The organism is Nocardia sp. NPDC059240, from assembly GCF_042753865.1.
In the GTDB taxonomy this organism is placed as follows: Bacteria; Actinomycetota; Actinomycetes; order Mycobacteriales; family Mycobacteriaceae; genus Nocardia.
This window is the reverse complement of sequence record NZ_JBHZAC010000006.1, coordinates 342150-364164: the sequence shown is the minus strand read 5'-3', so window position 1 is coordinate 364164 and position 22015 is coordinate 342150. Positions and strand designations below refer to the sequence as shown.

Annotated in this window: 9 protein-coding genes (1 of these 9 running past the window's edge); 7 read left to right on the top strand and 2 right to left on the bottom strand. The window is 68.5% G+C overall.

Translation table 11 applies throughout. From position 1 onward, the window contains the following. The first annotated feature begins 43 nt into the window (after positions 1 to 43). The 4 genes from ACFXHA_RS23645 (at position 44) to ACFXHA_RS23630 (ending at position 4230) form a co-directional block, all read left to right on the top strand. Positions 44 to 1210 (top strand): lipase family protein, encoded by a 1167-nt coding sequence (locus ACFXHA_RS23645; RefSeq protein ID WP_379360689.1) that lies wholly within the window; start codon positions 44 to 46, stop codon positions 1208 to 1210. A gap of 113 nt (positions 1211 to 1323) precedes the next feature. Continuing rightward, positions 1324 to 2397 carry a hypothetical protein gene (locus ACFXHA_RS23640; protein ID WP_379360172.1) on the top strand — a complete coding sequence of 358 codons (1074 nt, stop codon included), beginning with the start codon at positions 1324 to 1326 and terminating at the stop codon, positions 2395 to 2397. A gap of 180 nt (positions 2398 to 2577) precedes the next feature. Beyond that, entirely contained in the window at positions 2578 to 3336 is a 759-nt protein-coding gene (locus ACFXHA_RS23635; protein ID WP_379360170.1) for a DNA alkylation repair protein, read from the top strand. A 297-nt stretch (positions 3337 to 3633) separates the two neighbouring features. Beyond that, a complete protein-coding gene (locus tag ACFXHA_RS23630) occupies positions 3634 to 4230 on the top strand; it encodes a transglycosylase SLT domain-containing protein (RefSeq protein WP_379360168.1) in 597 nt (198 codons plus the stop codon). Between the two features lie 56 nt (positions 4231 to 4286). Here ACFXHA_RS23630 and ACFXHA_RS23625 read toward each other — a convergent pair whose 3' ends face one another. Together ACFXHA_RS23625 and mftR2 are read right to left on the bottom strand one after the other, a co-directional pair. Then, positions 4287 to 5342, bottom strand: coding sequence for a 2Fe-2S iron-sulfur cluster-binding protein (locus ACFXHA_RS23625; RefSeq protein WP_379360166.1), 1056 nt, complete (start codon positions 5340 to 5342; stop codon positions 4287 to 4289). Positions 5343 to 5383: 41 nt separating this feature from the next. Continuing rightward, positions 5384 to 6007, bottom strand: a complete 624-nt coding sequence (gene mftR2 / locus ACFXHA_RS23620; RefSeq protein WP_379360164.1) for a mycofactocin system transcriptional regulator MftR2 — start codon at positions 6005 to 6007, stop codon at positions 5384 to 5386. A 206-nt stretch (positions 6008 to 6213) separates the two neighbouring features. Between mftR2 and mftF the strand changes: the two genes are divergently transcribed. The 3 genes from mftF to ACFXHA_RS23605 all read left to right on the top strand — a co-directional run. Further along, positions 6214 to 7614, top strand: coding sequence for a mycofactocin biosynthesis glycosyltransferase MftF (mftF, locus tag ACFXHA_RS23615; protein WP_379360162.1), 1401 nt, complete (start codon positions 6214 to 6216; stop codon positions 7612 to 7614). 220 nt (positions 7615 to 7834) lie between these two features. After that, a complete protein-coding gene (locus ACFXHA_RS23610; RefSeq protein WP_379360160.1) occupies positions 7835 to 9187 on the top strand; it encodes a GAF domain-containing protein in 1353 nt (450 codons plus the stop codon). Positions 9188 to 9520: 333 nt separating this feature from the next. Then, a protein-coding gene (locus ACFXHA_RS23605; RefSeq protein WP_379360158.1) for a non-ribosomal peptide synthase/polyketide synthase crosses the window boundary here: on the top strand, positions 9521 to 22015 show its 5' portion. Its footprint extends 5439 nt past the window's final position; 12495 of the gene's 17934 nt are visible here — the first part of the coding sequence; it begins with the start codon at positions 9521 to 9523; the stop codon falls past the right edge of the window.

The window sequence follows — 22015 nt, the reverse complement described above, 5'->3', positions numbered from 1 at the left end:
ACTGGTGAAGGCCGAGTGGTTGCTACGTGCGTTCGGAATTGTCATGGCGGGTTTGGCTCTCGGCGGTACCGCCGTGGCAAGGGCCGATCCGATCTATCCGGTCCCCGATCCGGACCCGTTCTACGCGCAGACCGCCGATCTCGGTGATCGCGCGCCGGGGGACGTGCTCGCGACGCGGCCCATGCCGCCGCTGCTGATGTTCCCGGACACCACGGTCACGCTGGTGAAGTTCCGCTCCACCAGCTCGGAGGGCGCACCGATCGCCGCGGTCACCACCGTTCTCACCCCGCGCGAGCATGTGCCGGACGGCCCGCTGCTTTCCTACCAGCACATCATCAATGGTCTCGGCGCGCAGTGCGCGGTGTCGCGGGTGCTCTATACCAATGACCCGAATCTGCAAGTGCGCGAGGCGGTCGCGTTGAACGTGGCGCTGCGGCGGGGCTGGTCGGTGGCGTTGCCGGATCATCTGGGCCCCAATTCCGCTTATGGCGCAGCCAAATTGGGTGGTCAGATCACCTTGGACGGTATTCGCGCGGTGAAGCGGCTGCCCGAATTGGGTGTCGGCAACAGTCCGGTGGCGATGGCCGGATACTCCGGCGGTGGCATGGCGACGGCCTGGGCGGCCGCGCTTGCACCCCGTTACGCGCCGGAGTTGAGCATCGTGGGCGCGGCCACCGGCGGGGTGCCGATGAATCTGCGCAAGATGGTGAACGCGCTGGGCCTGCAACCGCATCCGGCGTTCGGGCTGGCCATGGCGGCGGCCATCGGCTTGGAGCGGGAATATCCGGATCGGTTGCCGATCAGCACCCAGATGAATGCGGCGGGCCTGGCCGCCCGCGATGCCATGGCGAACGGCTGCACCAACGAGATCATGGCGATCGGCGCTGGTCACAATGCGAGTGAATTCGCTGCCAGCACTTCGATGATCGATGATCCGGCGGTCATGTCGGTGCTGGACGAGAACAGTCTGGAGCTCTACGACGGGGTGCCGAACATCCCTGTCTTCGAGTGGCATTCGCCGAGTGATCCGCTGATTCCGGTGGACGCCATCGTGAATACCGATCGCCGCTATTGCGCGGCCGGTGTTCGCCTGGAGATGGATATGAATCCGTCGCCGGAGCATTTGTCCGCGGCGGTGCTGGGTCTGCCGGACGCGCTGGCCTGGGTCGATGCCCGGTTGCGCGGTGAGCCCGCACCCTCCGATTGCTGATCCCGTCAATACCCCAATACCGTTGGTTGTGAGCCGGTTTCGTGCGCAGCGGTATGCACGGCGTATGTGGCCCGACTCGCACCCGGTAGCGCGGGCCGGTAAGAATGTCGGCCATGGATGCCGATTTCACTGCCGGTTCGGGAGATTCGCGCTCCGCGCGCCAGCCGGGGTACCGACTCACCCACCCGGACTCGCCGTCACCGGGCACCTCGCCGAACCCGGTGCTCACCGGCATCGACACCGGCGGCTACAACGGTCTGAACCGCAATGGTCAGGACACCCCGGCCGCGCAGTGGTCCAGCGCGCCCGTAACCCTGCACGCCACACCGGAACCGGAGGGGCTGCCGCGTCGGCTGGCGCCCGACCTGCCGCAGCGCAGCGCGGATCCGGAGGCGGTGGCGGCCCGGCTGTCCGCCGACGGTGACCCGTTCGCGGCCCGCATTACCACCGACCGGGATCCGTTCACCGCGCCCGCGGCGGCGGAGTACGCCGACCCGAACGCGTCGCTCTACGCCCGCACCAGACCCAACAACGGGGCCTTCACCGACGGCGGCTCCTACACCGCCACACCGCTGGAGAGCGAGATTCCGGCCGTGCGCCCCGTCAACGGTTCGCCCTTCGGCGGCCGCATCGACGAGGACATGTACGGCGCGAGCCCGGCAGTCGAGGCGCCGGCCACCGGCCGCCGCTACGCCCCGGACCCCGAGCCGGCTCCGGCCCGGCTGGAAAGCCTGGAGGCCGTCGCCGCGTCGCTGCGCGAGAGCGTGCAGGAAACGCCGCGCCCGGCCGAACGCCAGCCCATCCCGTCCCGTCGTCGCGCCGCCCCGGAACCGGAACCGGAACCGATTGTGGCGGAGCCGATTCCGGTGGTGGCGGAGTCGATTCCGCTGGTGACCGAGTCGCCCGCACCCTCCCCGGCGGCGTCCAGGGCCGCCGAATTCCGAACCGGCGACGCCAGCATCGACCTGCACCACATCATGCGTCTGCTGACCGCCAGCCACGATCTGGAGGTGGCCGCCCAGGCCGCCGAGTCCGGCGCGGGCACTGTGTCGGATCTGGCCGCAGCGGCCCACCGCACCCGCTCTGCCGCCGTCGAGATAGTGGCGGCCTGGTACGGAGGGGCGGACCACATGCGAAATTTCGGCGAGGTGTTGTTACAGGCCGCGACTGAAAGCAGAGCGGGCTAGTCCGCCTCTCCGCGTCTTCAGCGGGCGGCTTTGGAGCCGTGGCGGCTTTCGCATCCGTGCCGACGGTGAGGTGCCCAACCCTTTTTGGACGTACCCGGGGAGTTACCCCGACCGTTGCGAGATCAGTTGTCGCCTTACGATTCGATCGAGCGGCCTGGGTCCACCGATACGGGAGGCGCAATGAACGGGGTCGGCGCGAGTGGGGATGAGCTGACCGCCGCTGCGGTCCAGGCGGAATTGGCGGCGCTCGCCGATCCGGCGGATGCGGTGCATCTGCAACGGTTTTTCAAGACCGGTCCGGGGGAGTACGGGGAAGGCGACGAATTCATCGGCATCCGGGTTCCGCAGACCCGGAAGGCGGTGAAACGGTTTGCCGGGATGCCGCTTTCGGAGATCGATCTGCTGCTCGACTCGCCGGTGCACGAGCATCGGCTGGCCGGGTTGGTGATTCTGAATGGGGAGATGGCGCGGGCATCGAGCAAACGCGGTGCCGATGTTGCGCGGCAACAGGAGATCGTCGAGTTGTATTCGGCGGCGGTGTTGCGCGGGCGCGTGAACAACTGGGATCTGGTCGATGCCTCGGCGGAGTTCGTGTTCGGTCCGTGGTTCCTGGATCGGCCGCGCGATCGACTCTTCGAATTCGCGGCGGCGGATTCACTGTGGCAGCGGCGAGTGGCGTTGCTGACCACTTTCGCCTTCATCAAGCAGGGCGATACCGCCACGACTCTCGAACTGTGTGAACGCCTGCTCGACGATCGCCGCGATCTGATTCAGAAGGCGGTCGGCTGGATGTTGCGCGAGATCGGGAAACGCGTCGACCCGGCGATTCTCACCGGATTTCTGGACGCGCATGCCGCGGATATGGGCCGCACCGCGCTGAGTTATGCGACCGAACATCTGACGGCTGACCGGCGGGCTGCGTATCGCGCCCAACGCTGACTGCTTGCTGTGACGGACCGCTCGGCAGGTTTGTCCAGATTGTTCATCTGGCGTTAAGTTTGCGTTCACTTTGCGAGACCAGTCTGTGATCAGTCGGCGACGGCCGATACCAGCTCGAAACGAGCCGGGCACCCCTTACGCGGAGACCGCCGCAGTCGGCGAGAGCGTGAACGAACGGTGATAACTGGGAAGTCTCCCGAATCCCGTTCCCCCACAATGCACATCCCGATCCACGCAGCGCGTCGGCGGCTTCCTCCCGGATGCTCGCCGTGGTGAGCTCTGCCCCCGCGATAAGCCATGACTGAAAATATGTTCTCCAAGTTCGTCCCCGCCAAGGCCGCCTCCGGCATCGCCGCCGTCGCCCTGGCCGCCGCGGCCCTGGTCGCCGGTACCGGCACCGCCTCCGCCGACGTCGTCAACGGCGTCCCGCCGGAGTTCCAGGGCACCGCCCAGCAGCTCCAGCAGCAGGCCGTGCAGGCCAATGACGGCCTGCCCGCTCCCCAGCAGGACCAGGTGCGCGCCTTCGTTCAGGGCCTGCCCGCGCCGTTCAACCAGCTGCTGCCCCCGGTCTTCGCCAATGACCTCAATGGCTGGATCGACAATGCCCTGTACGTGATGAACCAGCACGGCATTCCGGGCAGCTACGACGGCATCTTCCGCAATATTCAGCGCGAGTCCGGCGGTAACCCGCAGGCCATCAACCTGTACGACTCGAATGCGGCCGCCGGCATCCCGTCCAAGGGTCTGCTGCAGGTCATCGACCCGACCTTCCAGGCGTATCACGTCGACGGCACCTCATGGGATATCTACGACCCGGTCGCGAATATCGCGGCGGCCTGCAACTACGCGTCGCACCGCTACGGCTCGATCGACAACGTCTTCTCCGCTTACTGAGCCGGAAAAGAAGAAGGCCGCCGCGTGAATCACGCGGCGGCCGAATCTTTTTCAGCTCAGAACTGGATCTTCAAACGATCCGTCACCGGCCGTGCCTGGCAGCCCAGGATGTACCCGTTGGCGATGTCCTCCGGATCCAGGATCTCGGCGTTCTCCATCTCGACCTCGCCCTCGAGCACGGTGCAGGCACAGGACCCGCACTCGCCTTCGAGGCAGGAGTAGGGCACGTCGATGCCCTTGGAGAGCATGATGTCGACCAGCGTCTGACTGCGCGGCCACGTCAATTCGTGCGTCTCGCCGTCCAATTCGACCTCGACGCTGGCGGCGTCGGCGGCCTCCTCCGCGGTGATCTCGGTCGGCGCGACCTCGGCGAACGGGTCGCCCGACAGCGAGTTGAAGACCTCGGCGTGAGTCCGGTTGCGCGGCATGCCGAGCTGGCCGAGGGCGTCGTGGACGCGGTCCATGAACGGCTTGGGCCCGCACATGAACGCCTCGTAGGCGGTGTAGGGCGAGACCAGGGTGGCCAGTGCCTCGGTGGTCGGCAGGCCCTGCAGGTGCTCGAGCCAGTGGATGACGGCCAGCCGCTGCGGATGCTTGTCGGCGAGTTCGCGCAGTTCGCGGGCGAAGATGACGGCCTCGTGGTCGCGGTTGGCGTACACCACGACGATGCGTCCGTTGCCGCGCGCGAGCGCCGACTTGAGGATGGACATCACCGGGGTGATGCCGCTGCCGGCCGCGAACAGCAGCAGGTCCTCGTCGAGGTTCTTGGGTGTGAAGACGCCCGAGGGCGGCAGCACCTCGAGGCTGTCGCCCGCTTTCACGTTGTCGCACACCCAGTTCGAGGCGTAGCCGTCGACGGTGCGCTTGATGGTCACCTTCGGCTTGTCGTCGGTGTGCGGTGAGCTGGCCAGCGAGTAGCAGCGGGCGACGGAGCCGGTGAGGTCGCTGGGGATGCGCAGGGTCAGGAACTGGCCCGGCTGGTAGTCGAAGCGCTCACGCTGGTCCTCGGGCACGTCGAAGACCAGTGAGCAGGAGTCGGCCGTCTCGTTGATGACCGCGGCGACCCGCAGCACGGCCGATCGCGAGCTCTGTGGAACGTCGACGGTGGTCATAGTGTCCTCTCGAACCGAAACTAGAACGTGTTCTAGTTTCACTATACGTGGCTGTCTCGCTGCCGGACAAGCTGAGCTTCCAGCCCGGCGATCAGCACATCCATCGAGAAGTCGTAGGAGTACCGGCCGCGCAGATCCGCCAGGTGTTTGGTGGCGCGCTCCACGGCTTCGGGCAGTGCCCGATCATCCAGCAGTGCGTTGCGATCGCGCGGGTTCACCTTGGAACGGCCGAACAGATAGGTGTGGATGGTGGCGTAGGAGGAGAGCACATTGCGCTCGTCGAATCCGGCGTCGAAGAGGATTTCCATCACGGCGGCGATGAGATCGAGCTGTTTGCCCAGCATCTGCTCGATGAGAACATCGCCCAGACCGGGGTGCTTGCGCAATTTCTCGTCGATCTGGTCGATCAGATCGCGCAAACGCATTTGCCACGTACCGAATTCGGGGGGCGGCTTGCGCACCCCGGTCAGGGCCGCGGTCGCGACCAGATCGAGTAGCTCGCGCTTGTCGGCGACGTAGTAATAGGGAGCCATCGGCGAAACTCCGAGTTCGCGGGAGAGTCGTCGCATGGACAGCTTCTCCACACCGTCCTGCCGGACCACCCGCAGCGCGGCCTCGACGATCTCGGATTCCGAGAGGGTGTTACCGCCCCCGCCTGTCTGCATGCGCCCGACTCCCATACCGCCTCGACCACCGGGCACGGATTTCCGTCCCCTACCAGTTCAACTGCCGATTTTCCTCCCGGCAGTCTAGAGCGCACACGACAAGACCAGTCGAGCTACGGTCCCGATGTGTGCGCGAGATCGAATCCGATCATCTGCCCCGCGTGGCAATCATCATTGCTACCGGTTGCCTGACTTAGCATTCGGGAATGCGCCATGATCGCCTTCCCGATGGTTTCGGGGTGCGAATCGATCCCAAGGTGCGCACTTATTCCGGTGGACGGCTCCTGGTCGGCGGCACGCCGACGAGGTTGCTACGGCTCGCGCCGGAAGCTGCGGCCTTGATCGGTGACGGCTACCTCGAGGTGACCGACCCTGCGTCGGCTCGGGTTGCCAGACGTCTGCTCGATTCCGGGGTGGCCAATCCGCGCCCGCGGTTGCTGCCGTCGCTGGAGGACGTCACCGTGATCGTGCCGGTGCACAATCGCACTCCGGAGCTGTCGCGGCTGCTCTCGGCGCTGCGTGGGCACACTGTGATCGTCGTGGACGACGGGTCGGATAAACCGGTGCGGATCCCCGAGCAGCGGGGCAACCGCTGCCGCATCACCGTGCTGCGCCGCGATCGGCAGCACGGGGCGGCTGCCGCCCGCAACTTCGGATTGAAGGCCGCGGCAACCGAATTCGTGGCCTTCCTGGACCCCGATGTGGTGCCCCGCACCGGCTGGCTGGAGGTCATGCTGGGCCACTTCAGCGATCCGAAGGTGGCGCTGGTGGCCCCGCGCATCCTGGCCATGGACCCGGATTCCACGCTGCTGGCCCGCTACGAGCACACCCGCGGTTCGGTGCATCGCGGCCGCCGGGAGTCGGCGGTGCACGCACACGGCCCGGTGCCGTACGTGCCGAGTTCGGCGGTGCTGGTGCGCCGCCTGGCCCTGCTGGCCGAGGGCGGTTTCGACGAGACCATGGCCGCGGGCGGGGATGTCGACCTGTGCTGGCGGCTGGATCGGGCGGGCTGGCGACTGCGCTACGAGCCGGCCGCGCGGGTGGCGCACAGCAATCCGGTGTCGCTGCGAAACTGGTTCGTGCACAAGGTCACCCATGGGACCGGGGTGGCCCCGCTGGCCCAGCGGCATCCGGGGCTGGCCTCGCCGTTGTCGCTGCCGATCTGGTCGGCGGTCTCGGCGCTGCTGTTGAGCACGATGTCGGGGTGGGGTGTGTTCGGTGGCGTGATGACCTTGGCCGCCACCCTGATCCGATTACGCCGGGTCTTCGCCGGGCTCGACAATCCGACCCGGGTGGCCGCCATCTATATGACGCGCGGTTTCACCGGCGGGGTGTGGCGGCTGGCTTCGGCCATGTGCCGTCACTATTGGCCGGTGACTCTGCTGGGCATGTTGTGCTCGCGGCGGGTCCGGCATATCGCGATCACCCTGGCGATGGCGGAGGGTCTGGCCGATTGGTTCACTCATCGTGAGCCGGGGAGTCTGGATCCGGCCCGTTATGTATTGTGCAAACGCCTCGACGATGTGGCCTACGGCGCGGGTCTCTGGTGGGGCGCGGCGCGCATTCGCAGCGCGGCGGCACTCAAGCCGACGCTGCCGCCGAACTAGTTCGGTGAACGCCGTTCACGTGAAATCGTAGTCGCCACAAGGGATTCGACGGGCATCGACCGCACGTCGACCAGCAACTGAACACGTTCCATTTAACAAAATGCTGCGTAGCTCACATTTCCGGTGGTCGTTGTCGGTGTGTGACCTGCCGGACAAACGTCCGGCTTCCGCCTTGAGGTCTCAGGTACGCCGGTACTCTTTGGGGCGGAAAGAAAGGCAAATGGTCAGCAATCTCGCAGGTGGAGGGCAGTCCCACCATGGCGTCGAACCGGGGAGTCAGCTCGGGGCGCTCGAAACGTATGCCGCCCAGGCACATGGATACCTCAGTGTGGGCGGCGATCAGCTGGGGCAGCTGCCAGGTTTGCTGCGGCCGATGGTACTGGAATCCTGGCTGCGCAGCCTGCGCGGCGGAGTGGATCCTATGGATGACGGCGATGGTCGTGGCCTGCGTGGCACCGACCTCGAGCGTTATCGCGACGCGCATCCGATCGCGGCGGTCATGCCGTTGGTGGACAAGCTATTACTGCGCGATGCCACCAGCACCGGCCTGATCGTGGTCGTGGCCGACCAGTTCGGCCGAGTGCTGTCGGTGCACGGCAATGCCGATCGTGTGCACGCCGCCGCGGACGCGGGCCTGCGCGAGGGCAATGACCTCAGTGAACGTCGGGTCGGCACCAATGCGGTGGGCCTGGTGGTGCGCACCGGCCGTGCGGCCTGGATCCATGGTCCCGAGCATTTCCTGCACCGCATGCACCAGATCACGGGAGCCGCTGCGCCGGTGCACGATCCGGACGGTCGCCTGGTGGGCGTGCTGATGATCGCCGGCGGGGTGCGGGTGGCGCGCCCGGAGATCCTGGCGCTGGTCAAGGCCGCGGCGACGGCCGCGGAGATGGATCTGCTGCTGGCAGCGGTCCGTTCGGGCAATGATCGGCGCGCGGCCGCGGACGCACCGCAGCCGGAGCGCCTCGGTCTCGAGGTCCTGGGTTTGGGGCAGCCGCAGCTGACGGTGGCGGGGGAGCGAGTTCCGCTGTCGCAGCGGCATGCCGAGATTCTGCTGTTGCTGGCGGAGCACACCGAGGGTCTGTCGGCCGACCACCTCGCCCTGCTGCTCGACGACGCCGATCTGGACAACGCCACGATCCGTGCCGCCATGTCGCGGCTGCGCTCGGTGGTCGGTTCGAATGTGTTCGGTTCGCGCCCCTACCGTTTGCGGGTTCCGATCGCCACGGATGTGGAGGCGCTGCGCGCCGCCCTGGATTCCGGGGACGTGGATACCGCGGTGCGGTTGTACGCGGGCCCGGTACTGCCGCGTTCGAATGCGCCGGGAGTTATAGACATTCGCGATGAATTGCGAGTGCGCCTGCGCACCGCCGTATTACGTTCCGGCGACGCTTCGGTCATGAGTCGGTGGACTTCCGGTGCCGAGGGTCGTGACGATGCGGCCGCGTGGGCCGCCTACCGCGCCACCGTTGATCGTGAGTCTCCGCTGTATGCGCAGATCGAGGCCAAGATCCGCGTGCTGGATCGGCGCTTGGGCGCCGATGCAACGCAGTTGCAACGTTTCGACTCATAGTCTCCACATCCGAAAGTGTGCTCAGTCACACCTTCGGTCTGTCATGTGGTCGTACCCACATTCAGGGCCCGCTGAGCGTGAGCCCGTCGGTCAACTAGACGCTTGTCCAACTTTTTTTCGGGAAAAAGTTCCTTTTTATTGTGTAAACGCCTAGTGTTCGCATGCATGAACGGCATCCCATGTGATGCAGGTGACAGTTGGAGGAGATCGGCAGCAGGACAATCCGGATGTGATGACCCGGAGGCAATCGCATCCCGGCCGGAGAGCCAGTAGGCCCGGCCGCTTCGAGCACTAGTTGGATCAGCGCGGCTGGGTCATGCCAGTGATACCCCCGTGCAATTCGTCGAATCACCCAGGGCGGTGCGATCTTTCGCGGCCTTGTGCGCTCTCTTCACCCGAGCACACACAGGTCTATTTCGTGATGCCCGAAAACGTTGGTCGACACCGCATTTCGCCATGACAAGGGAGGCTCTGGTGCAGGGTACGGACTCGAGTGGTCTCGGACCGAGTGAAGTTCCGCCGTCGGATATCTCAGCGCCGTTCCCGCTCGGCCCCGCGCAGCTCGGCGTCTGGTACGCGCAGCTGCTGACTCCCGACGTTCCGCTCACCATGGCCCAATACGTCGACATCCAAGGGGATTTCGATGTCGATCTGCTATTGCGCGTGTCCGACGACGGGGTGCCGATGTGGCGCACCTCCCAGCTGCGTTTCACCGAGATCGACGGGCAGCCCTTCCAGTACATCGACCCGTCCGCTGGTCACAACACCACGCTGATGGATCTGCGCTCGGAGCCGGATCCCGTTGCGGCAGCACATGACTGGATGAGCACCCAGGTGGTGCGCCCGGTGAATGTGCTCACCGACATCGATATGCTGTTCGCCCCCACCCTGATCCGCGTCGCCGATCAGCGCTGGTTCTGGTTCGTGATCGGCCACCACATCGTCGGCGACGGCTATGCCGCCATGAACACCATGCAGTGGTCGGCGCGCCGCTACACCGCCCTGCAGCGCGGGCTCGAACCGGAATCGGTGCGGGTCGGCACGCTCGAGGAACTGGTCGAATCCGAATTCGCCTACCGCGAGAGCACCCGCTTCGAGGCCGATCGCGCGCACTGGGCCCAGCGCACCGCCGGGCTGGAGGGCAGCACCACCCTCAAGGGTCGTTCCGCGCCGCCACGCGCGGGCAATCTGCACTACAGCGCCCCACTGGCCGACGATCTCCGTCGCCGCATCGAAGAGGTTGGCGCGCAGCATGATTCGGGTCTGCCCGGGGTGATCGTGGCGGCCTTCGCCGCCTACATGGCCCGCCTCACCGGCAAGGACGAGGCGGTGCTGAGCCTGCCGGTGACCGCCCGTACCACCGCGGTCATGCGCCGCTCGACCGGCATGCTCTCCAATATCGTGCCGATGCGACTTCCGGTGCGCGACAACACCACCTGGGGCGAGCTGCTGACCTCGGCGCGCCTGGAGATCTCGGGTGCGCTGCGTCATCAGCGCTACCGCCACGAGGACATCCACCGGGACGCCGAACTGCAGGGCGGCGCCTCCTCGCGTGCCCTGTTCGGCCCGATGGTCAACATCATGCTGTTCCACCCGCAGCTGGAGTTCGGTGACATCAAGGCGCAGCTGCACCTGCTGTCGACCAGCCCGGTCGAGGACATGAGCCTCAACCTGTTCTACGGGGAGAACGAGCGCATCCACCTCGAGTTCGAGGTCAATCCGAACCTGTACAGCGATGCCGAGAACATCCGGCACTACCGGCGTTTCGTGAATTTCCTGGAGCGCCTGGTCGGCCTGGACGGCGGCGACCTGCTCGCGGACGTGGACGTCTGCACCGAGCTGGAACGCGATGTGGTGCTGCGGCTGTGGAACGACACCGTCTTTCCGGTCGATCCGGCGGCGACGCTGGTGTCGATGTTCGAGGCGCAGGCGGCCCGCACCCCGGGCGCGACGGCGATCCGTTTCGCCGGTGAGCCGGCCCGCGATCTCACCTACGCGGAGTTCGCCGAGTGGGTGAATCGCCTTGCCCGCCACCTGATTTCCCTCGGTGTCGGCCCGGAGTCGCTGGTGGCGTTGCACCTGCGGCGTTCCCCGGAGCTGATGGCCGCCGTGTACGCCGTGCAGGCCGCGGGCGGTGCGTACGTGCCGCTGGATCCGGATCATCCGGCCGACCGCACCGCGCACATCCTCAAGACCGCCTCGCCCGCCCTGGTGCTGGCGACTTCGATCGATCGCCCCGAAACCGATATCCCCACACTGGATCTCGACACGCTGAGCCGCGATTTCCTGTCCGGGTACGCGGCCACGCCGGTGACCGACGCCGAGCGCACGGCCTCGCTGCGGCCCGCGAACACTGCCTACGCCCTGTTCACCTCGGGCTCGACCGGCCGCCCCAAGGGCGTGATGGTGTCGCACGCCTCGATCGTGAACCGCCTGGTGTGGATGCGGGAGACCTACGACCTGTCTCCCGCCGATGTGCTGCTGCAGAAGACGCCGATGACCTTCGACGTGTCGGTCCCGGAGCTGTTCTTCCCGTTGCAGATCGGCGCGACCCTGGTGCTGGCGCAGCCCGACGGTCACCGCGATCCCGTATACCTGCGCAAGGTGATTGCCGAATACGGCATCACCACGGCGCATTTCGTCCCGAGCATGCTCGACGCGTTCGTCGCTGAGCTGGAAAGAGAAGCCGCTGTGGTTCGCGGCGCGTCTCGTTCTGGACTGAGTGGAGCGGGGGAGCGAAGCGGAGGAGCGGAGGGAGGGAAGAACGAGACCTCCAGCGCCGCGAACCCGCCGGAGCGCAGCGGAGGCAAATTAAACACAGTCTTCGCTTCCGGTGAGGCGCTGACCGGATCGGCCGCGCAGCGGTTGCGCGCGTTGACCGGCGTGGCGCTGCACAATCTCTACGGTCCTACCGAAGCTGCGGTCGAGGTCGCCTATCACGAGGTGACGGCCGCGGACACCGTAACCGTGCCGATCGGCGCGCCGGTGTTCAATACCCGGCTGTACGTGCTCGACGCACGGCTGCGGCCGGTCCCCGTGGGAACTCCGGGTGAGCTGTATCTGTCGGGGGTTCAGCTCGCCCGGGGCTACGTGACGCGTCCGGGCCTGACGGCCGAGCGTTTCGTGGCCGACCCCTTCGCCACCGGCGGCGAACTCATGTACCGCACCGGCGATCTGGTGGCGTGGACCGAGAACGGCGAGCTGGAGTACCTGGGCCGCACCGATTTCCAGGTGAAGGTGCGCGGTCTGCGCATCGAGCTGGGTGAGATCGAGACCGTGCTGGCCGACGTCGACGGCGTCACCCGCGCGGTGGTCATCGTGCGCGAGGACCAGCTGGTGGCCTATGTGGTCGCGCCCGCGGACCTGGATGTGACCCGGCTCAAGGCCGCGGCCGGGCGGGCACTGCCCTCCTACATGCTGCCGAGCGCGTACGTGGTGCTGGATGAGCTGCCGGTCAATGCTTCCGGCAAGCTCGATCGCGCCGCGCTGCCCGAGCCGGAACGGGTGACCGTGCGCTACGAGGCCCCCGCGACGGTGACCGAGCAGTCGGTGGCCCGGGTGTTCGCCGAGGTGCTGGACGCGGCCGAGGTCGGCCGGGCCGATGACTTCTTCGCCTTGGGCGGCAACAGCCTGGTCGCCACGCAGGTGGCCGCGCGTCTGAATGCCGAGCTGGGCTGCCGCCTGACCGTGCGCGAGATGTTCGGCGCCACCAGCGTGTCCGAGCTGGCCGCGGTCATCGACGCGCAGTTCCTGGACGAGGATGCGAGCGAGGGGCTCTCGCTCGAGCTGGTGCGGCGCGAGCGCCCGGAGCCGCTGCCGTTGTCCCCGGCGCAGCAGCGCATCTGGTTCCTCAACCGCTTCGACACCGCGAGCGCCAGCTACAACATGCCGTTCGTGGTGCGCCTGCGCGGCGAGGCCGACGAGACGGCCATGGCCGCCGCACTGGCCGATGTGCTGGAGCGGCACGAGGTGCTTCGCACCGTCTTCCCTTCCACTGCAGCGGGTTTCGCCTCGCAGCAGGTGTTGGCGGCGGAGGTGGCCGAGGTGCCGGTGGTGCGCGAGACGATCGACGCCGAGGACTTGGACGCGCGACTGCGTGCCTTCGCGGCCGCCGGTTTCGATCTGGAGCACGAGATCCCGTTCCGTGCACGGATGTTCACCGTCACCGGTGCCGTCGCCACCGATTGCGGACTGGGCGGTCCGGTCGTGGTGGATGCCGCCGATCTGGACGTCCCCGACTACGCCATCGCCATCGTGCTGCACCACATCGCCGCCGATGGACTCTCGCTCCCGATCCTGGCGCGCGACCTGATCACCGCCTATCTGGCGCGCGCCGCGGGCCAGGCCCCGGGCTGGCAGCCGTTGGCGGTGCAGTACGCCGATTACACACTGTGGCAGCGCGATCGCCTCGGCTCGGCCGACGACGCCGACTCGCTGCTGGCGCGTCAGCTGGAGTTCTGGCGCACCACTCTCGGGGGTGCGCCGGACCTGCTGGAGCTGCCCGCCGACCGTTCGCGTCTGGCGATCGCGTCCGGCCGCGGCGAGAAGCTGGCCGTCGAGCTTCCGGTGGACTTGCACACCCGTATTTCGGAATCCGCTCGTGCCGAGGGTGTTTCGACCTTCATGTTCCTGCACACCGCCCTGGCGGTACTGCTCGCACGTCTGTCGGGCCAGTCCGACATCGTGATCGGCACGCCCGTCGGCGGCCGCGGCGCGCGCGAACTCGACGAGCTGATCGGCATGTTCGTCAACACGCTGCCGCTGCGCACCGAGATCGACGGCGGGCTGCGTTTCGGCGAGCTCGCGCGCCGGGTCCGCGAGACCGATCTGGCCGCATTCGCGCACGCCGACGTGCCGTTCGAGCAGCTCGTCGAGGTCCTCAATCCGCCCCGCTCGGCCGCCCGGCATCCGCTGTTCCAGGTGCTGCTGTCGTTCACCGCTACCGGGGACATCAGCCTCGAACTGCCCGGATTGCTTGCCACGGCGGGTACGCTGGATACCGGAGTGACCAAATTCGACCTCTCGGTCGCGGTCACCGAAAGCTTCGCCGGTGCCGGTCCCGGGGAAGGTCCGGCACCGGCGGGGATCCACGCGGAGTTCGAATTCGCGTCGGATCTGTTCGATTCCGCCACCATCGAGGTCTTCGCACGTCGTTTCGTGCGCCTGCTCGAGGCTGTCACCACCGACCCGGCCGTGCTCGTGGACGCGCTGCCGCTGCTGGATGCGGCCGAATACACCGATCTGACAACCCGTTCCGGCGGCACGGTGGACACCGTCCGCCTGCTGCCGGAGCTGCTGGCGAGCGCCGTCGCGGCCGCGCCGACCAGGCTCGCGCTGGTCGAGGGTGAGGTCGAGTACACCTATAACGAACTGGACGCCACGTCGAATCGACTGGCGCGCTTGCTGATCGCGCGTGGCCTCGGCCCCGAGGACCTGGTCGCCGTCAGCCTGCCGCGCTCGATCGAATACCTCCTGGCGGTCTGGGCCATCGCCAAGACCGGTGCCGGCTGGGTGCCGGTGGACCCGGCCTTCCCGGCGGAGCGGATCGCCTACATCGTGCGGGACGCGGGCGCCGTGCTCGGCCTGACCGTCTCTGGCGTCCGTGACGCGCTGCCCGGCACGCTGCCCTGGCTGGAGTTCGACGCGGCCGGATTCACCGAGCAGTACGCGGATTTCGAGTCCGGCCCGATCACCGACGCGGACCGGGTGCGCCCGCTGCGCGCGAGCAATGCCGTCTACTCCATCTACACGTCCGGCTCGACCGGCCTGCCGAAGGGCGTGGTCGTCACCCACACCGGCCTGGCCGGTCTGTCCGAGGCGCAGTACGAGCGCTTCTCCGGCACTGCCGACGCCCGCGTCCTGCACGTCACCAGCTCCTCCTTCGACGTCTCCGTGGGCGAGCTGCTGCTGGCCCTGCGCAGCGCCGCCACCCTGGTGGTCGCGCCCACCGGCGCGCACATCGGCGCGGAGCTCGCCGAAGTCATTCGCACCCAGCGGGTTACCCACGTCTTCATGACCCCGTCGGGCATCAGCACCATCGACCCGGCGGACGTGCCGACCCTGGCCCACATCGCCGTCGGCGGCGAGGCGTTCTCGCCGGAACTGGTCCGGCGCTGGTCCGACGCCGGGCGTGAATTCGTCAATGCCTACGGCCCCACCGAGGCCACCGTGGTCGTCAACATCACCGGACCGCTGGATGCGGACCGACCGGTCACCATCGGCCGGCTGGTCCCGGGCGCGCGGGAGTGGATCCTCGACGCCCGCCTGCGGCCGGTGCCGGTCGGCGCGGTCGGCGAACTGTACGTGGCGGGCCGCCCGGTCACCCGCGGCTACCGCGACCGTTCCGCCCTCACCGCCGCCCGTTTTGTGGCCTGCCCGTGGGCTCCCGGTGAACGCATGTACCGCACCGGCGACCTGGTCCGCTGGACCGCCGACGGCGATGTGGAATACCTGGGCCGCAACGACACCCAGGTGAAACTGCGCGGCTTCCGCATCGAACTCGGCGAGATCGAGGCCGCGCTGGCCGCCCTGCCGGGCGTTCGTCGCGCCGTGGTCACCCTGCACTCCGACGCCGCGCGCGGTGACCAGCTGGTCGCCTACCTGGTGCCCGCCACCGGCGAGCTCGAGGTCGCCGAGGTGAAGACCGCGCTCGCGGGTCGCCTGGCGGCGTACATGATTCCGGCGGCCTTCCTGGTGCTGGACGCCCTGCCGATGACCGTCAACGGCAAGCTCGACTACCGCGCCCTACCTGCCCCGGTCTTCGCCGCCCGCGAATTCCGTGCTCCCGCAACGCCGATCGAGCTGCTGGTGGCCGAGGTGTTCGCCGAGGTGTTGGGCCTGGCCACCGAGGCCGCACCCGTCGGCGCGGACGACGACTTCTTCGAACTGGGCGGCAACTCGCTGATCGCCACCCAGGTGGTGGCGCGCCTCGGCGCGGCCCTGGACACCCAGGTGCCGGTGCGCCTGCTGTTCGAGGCCGCCGGTGTCGCGGAACTCGCTGCGCGCCTGGGTGAGCTGGCTGGATCCGGCAGTCGGATCCCGCTGGTCGCGGGGGAGCGCCCCGACGTGCTGCCGCTGTCCTACGCCCAGCAGCGCATGTGGTTCCTCAACCGCTTCGACAGCGCCTCCATCGCCGACAACCTGGTCGCCGCCATCCGGCTGGACGGCCCGCTGGACGCGGCGGCGCTGGCCGCCGCGGTCGGCGATGTGGTGGCCCGTCACGAGACCCTGCGCACGGTCTACCCGGCCGTGGACGGCGTCGGCCGCCAGCTGGTGCTGGATGCCGAATCCTCCGGTGTCGCACTGGCTTCCGAGGAGATCGCCGCCGCCGACCTGGCCGCGCGGATCTTCGAACTCGCGGTGCTGCCGTTCGCGGTGGACGAGACCGTCCCGGCCCGGCTGACCCTGCTGAGCGTTGCGCCCGAGACCCACGTGCTGGTGCTGGCCGTGCACCACATCGCCGCCGACGGCTGGTCCATCGCCCCGCTGACCCGGGATCTGATGCTGGCCTACGTATCCCGGCGCGGCGGCGAGCTGCCGTCCTGGACCCCGCTGCCCGTGCAGTACGCCGACTACGCCCTGTGGCAGCGTGAACTCCTCGGTGCCGAGCAGGATCCGGAATCGTTGCTGGCCACCCAGATTCGCTTCTGGCGTGCCGAATTGTCCGGCCAGCCGGAAACTCTGGAGCTGCCCGCCGACCGTCCCCGTCCGGCCGTGGCGACCCGTCGCGGCGCGCAGTACCGCTTCGCGATCTCCGCCGACCGCCACGCGGCACTGCGTGAGCTCGCGGAGGGTGATCGCTCCACCCTGTTCATGGCGCTGCACGCCGCCTTCGCCACCCTGCTCGCGAAACTGTCGGGCACCGAGGATATTTCGATCGGTTCCGTGGTCGCGGGCCGCGGTGAGCAGGCCCTCGACGAGCTGGTCGGCATGTTCGTCAACACCCTGGTGCTGCGCACCGAGGTCGCCCCGCAGCGCTCCTTCCGGGAGCTGCTGGCCCAGGTCCGCGAGGCCGATCTGCGGGCCTTCGCGCATGCCGACGTGCCGTTCGAGCGACTGGTCGAGGTGCTCAGCCCGCTGCGCTCGCAGGCCCGCCACCCGCTGTTCCAGGTGGCCCTGGACCTGCAGAACACCACGCCCGCCACCCTCGAACTGGACGGCCTGACGGCCGCGCGGCTCGAACTCGATCCCGGCATCGCCAAGTTCGACTTGCAGCTGTCGCTGACCGAGGATCACGGCGCGGGTGCCATCGACGCCGTATTCACCTATGCCACCGACCTTTTCGACGAATCCACCATCGCGTCCTTCGCGCACCGGCTGGACCGCGTGTTGGACGCCGTCATCGCTGCCCCGGACCGTCCGGTCGGCGATATCGAGCTCCTCACCGCGGAGGAACGCCGCCGGGTCCTGACCGACTGGAACGCCACCGGCCACCCGGTCGCCCCGGGCACCCTGGTCTCCTTGTTCGACGAGCAGGCGCTGACCAGCCCGGACGCGCCCGCGATCGAATTCGAGGGCACCACCCTGTCCTACGGCGAGTTCGCCGACCGGGTGCATCGCCTGGCCCGCAAGCTGGTCGAGTCCGGTGTCGGCCCGGAATCCCGGGTGGCCCTGGCCATCCGCCGCTCCACCGACCTGCTGGTGGGCATGTACGCCATCCTCGCCGCGGGTGGCGCGTACGTGCCGGTGGATCCGGATCAGCCCGCGCAGCGCGCCGACTACGTGCTCGACGCCTCGGGCCCGGTGGCCATCCTCACCACCGCTCGCGACGGTTTCACCACCGCCCGCGACATCCCGGTCCTGCACATCGACACCCTGGACCTGGACGGCTATGCCGCCGGTCCGCTGACCGACGCGGATCGTCGTGCACCGCTGCGGGTTTCGAACGCCTGCTATGTGATCTTCACCTCCGGCTCCACCGGCCGCCCCAAAGGCGTGGCGGTCTCGCATGCGGCCGTGGTGAACCGCCTGGTGTGGGGTCAGGCCCGTTACGGCCTGACCCCCGCCGACGTGGTGCTGCAGAAGACTCCGTTCACCTTCGACGTTTCGGTGTGGGAGCTGTTCTGGCCCTTGCAGATCGGCGCGCGCCTGGTGGTGGCGGCTCCGGACGGGCACCGTGATCCGAAGTACCTGGCCGAGTTGATCATTCGCGCCGGTATCACGCACGCGCACTTCGTGCCGTCCATGATGGCGGTCTTCGTGACCGAACCCGCCGCCGCGAACTGCACCGGCCTGCGCCAGGTTTTCGCCTCCGGCGAGGGCCTGCCCGCCGGCACTGCTCACAAGCTGCGCGAGCTGACCGGCGCCCGGCTGCACAACCTGTACGGCCCCACCGAGGCGGCCGTCGAGGTCACCTACCACGAGGTCACCGACGCTGATACCGCGTTCGTGCCCATGGGCCGTCCGGTCTGGAACACCGAAACCTATGTGCTGGATGCCCGTCTGCATCCGGTCGCGCCGGGTATCGCGGGTGAGCTCTACCTGGCGGGCGATCAGCTGGCGCGCGGCTACCTCGGCCGCCCGGACCTGTCCGCGGATCGCTTCGTGGCCAACCCGTTCGCCGTGGGCGAGCGCATGTACCGCACCGGCGACCTGGTCACCTGGACCGCCGAGGGTGAACTGAACTACCTGGGCCGCACCGACTTCCAGGTGAAGGTGCGCGGTCTGCGCATCGAACTCGGCGAGATCGAGGCGGCACTGCTGGCGCAGCCCGGTGTCGATCAGGCGGTCGTGGTGGTGCGCTCGGACGCGCACGCGGGCGATCAGCTGGCCGCGTACCTGGTGCGTGAGCCCGGTACCGTCATCGACTCGGACGCGGTCAAGGTCGCACTGGGCAGCGCCCTGCCGGGCTACATGGTCCCGGCCGCCTTCGTGGTGCTGGATGCCTTCCCGCTCAACGCTTCCGGCAAGCTCGACCGCGCCGCTCTGCCCGCCCCGGTCTTCGAGACGGCTGTCTACCGCGCGCCGGAGACCGCCGCCGAGCAGGTCGTGGCCGACGTCTTCGCGGAGTTGCTCGGTGTCGAGCAGGTCGGTGCGAACGACGACTTCTTCTCCCTCGGCGGCAGCTCGTTGCTGGCCGCTCGCGTGGTGGCCCGGGTCGGCGGCGCGCTCGATGCCGACCTGTCGGTGCGCGAATTGTTCGATGCCCCCACGGTTGCCGCGCTCGCGGCACTGGCGCAAACCCGTTCCGGTAGCGGTGCCGCCCTGCTGGTCGCGCAACCGCGCCCCGAGCGCATCCCGCTCTCGGCCGCGCAGCAGCGCATCTGGTTCCTCAATCGCTTCCACGGCGACGGCCCCGGCAGCGCGGCGGACAATATCCCGCTGGTGCTGCGGGTGACCGGCGAGCTGAGCACGACCACGCTCGAGGCGGCGCTGCGGGATGTGGTGGCCCGCCACGAAACCCTGCGCACCGTCTACCCGGACGGCCCGCAGGGTCCCGAGCAGAGGATCCTGCCGACCGGTGACACCGAGCTGGTCCGTGAGCGCGTCGCCGCCGGCGAGATCCCCGGCCGGGTGCTCGAACTGATCTCCCGTGGTTTCGACCTGACCGTCGAAACTCCGGTGCGGGTGGCGCTGTTCAGCACCTCCGGCACCGAGCACGTGCTGGTTCTGGTGGTGCACCACATCAGCGCCGACGGTGTCTCGCTCGGTGTGCTGGCCACCGATTTCATGATCGCCTACCAGGCCCGCCGCGAGGGCGTCGAGCCCGGCTGGCAGCCGCTGGCCGTGCAGTACGCCGACTACACCCTGTGGCAGGCGCACCGCCACGGCTCCGATATCGACCCGGAGTCGGCGGGATTCCGGCAGCTGGAGTTCTGGAAGCAGCGCCTCGCCGGGCTACCCGAACAGCTCGAGCTCCCGGCCGACCGGCCCCGGCCGGCCGTATCGTCGCAGCGCGGCAACGAGTTCCATGCGGTGGTCGGCGCCCAGGTGCACGCCGGGCTGCGTGAGCTGGCCCGTGCGCACGACGCCACCCTGTTCAGCACCGTGCACGCGGCGCTGGCCGTGCTGCTGTCGCGGCTGTCGGGCAGCACCGACATCGCCCTCGGGACGCCGGTGGCCGGGCGCGGCGAGCAGGCCCTCGACGGCCTGGTCGGCATGTTCGTCAACACCCTGGTGCTGCGCACCGAGATCGATCCGCGGGCCGGTTTCGACACCGTGCTGAAGACGGTGCGCGAGGACGATATCGCGGCCCTCTCGCATCCGGACGTGCCGTTCGAGCGACTGGTCGAGGTGCTCGCCCCGGCCCGCGCGCAGAACCGGCACCCGCTGGTTCAGGTGGCGCTGTCGTTCCAGAACTACGAGCTGCCCGCGCTGGAGCTGCCCGGCCTGCGGGTCGCGCCGGAGACCACCGATCTCGCGGTGGCCAAGTTCGATCTGCAGTTCACCATCGCCGAGACCTTCGACGCCGCCGGTGAGCCGGCCGGACTGAAGCTCGACATCACCTATGCCACCGACCTTTTCGATGCCGCGAGCATCGCCCGGCTGGCCGGGCGATTCGGCCGGGTGCTGGGGTCCGTGGTGGCCGATCCGGCGACCGCGGTGCAGGCCCTGCCGCTGCTGTCCGCGGCCGAATACCTGGATCTGACCTCGCGTTCCGGTGACGAGATCGAGCTCGGCCGCAGTCTGCCGGACATGATGGCGGCCGCCGTGGCCGCGCATCCGGACCATGTCGCCCTGGTCCACGGGGACCGCGAGCTCTCCTACCGCGAGCTCGACGCGATGTCGAACCGCTTGGCGCGCTTGCTGATCGCGCGCGGCCTCGGCCCGGAGGATCTGGTCGCGGTCGCCATGCCGCGCTCGTTGAACTCGGTGCTGGCCGTCTGGTCGATCACCAAGGCGGGCGCGGGCTGGGTGCCGATCGACCCGGCTCACCCGAGCGACCGCATCGCCTACATGGTCACCGATTCCGGTGCGGCCCTGGGCCTCACGATCGCCGCCGCCGCGACCGGGCTGCCCGGCTCGATCGAGTGGCTCACCCTCGACGACTTCGACTTCCGCAGCACCGCAGCGGAATTCAGCGACCAGCCGATCCGCGACGCGGACCGGGTCCGGCCCCTGCACGCCACCCACCTGGCCTACGCCATCTACACCTCCGGCTCGACCGGCGTCCCCAAGGGCGTCCTGGTTTCGCACCTGGGTCTGCCCGGCTTGGCCGGTGCGCAGACCAAGCGCTACCGCAGTGGTCAGAACGCACGCATCCTGCACGTCTCCTCGCCCTCCTTCGACATCTCGGTGGGCGAACTGGTGCTGGCCCTGGACTCCGCCGCCACCCTGGTGGTGGCTCCGCCGGAGTCCGCCGTGGGCCCCGAACTCGCGGAACTGATTTGCAGGCACCGGGTTACCCACCTGGTCATGACGCCGTCCGCGCTGGGCACCATCGATCCCGCCGACGTGCCGGACGTGGTCTCGGCCGCCACCGGCGGCGAGGCCGTCCCGGCGGAGCTGGTGCGCCGCTGGGCCGAGTCCGGTCGCATCCTGGTCGACGCGTACGGCCCCACCGAGGCCACCGTCGTGGTGAATGCCACCGCGCCGCTGAGCGTTTCGGATCACGTCACCATCGGCAAGCCGCTCGACGGCCTGCGCGAATGGGTGCTCGACGACCGGCTGCGGCCGGTGCCGGTGGGCGTGGTCGGCGAACTGTACGTGGCGGGCGGGCAGCTGGCCCGCGGCTATCGCGGCCGCGCCGATCTCACCTTCGCGCGTTTCGTCGCCTGCCCGTGGGCTCCCGGCGAGCGCATGTACCGCACCGGCGATCTGGTGCGCTGGACCGCCGACGGCAATGTGGATTACCTGGGCCGCAACGACTCCCAGGTGAAGCTGCGCGGC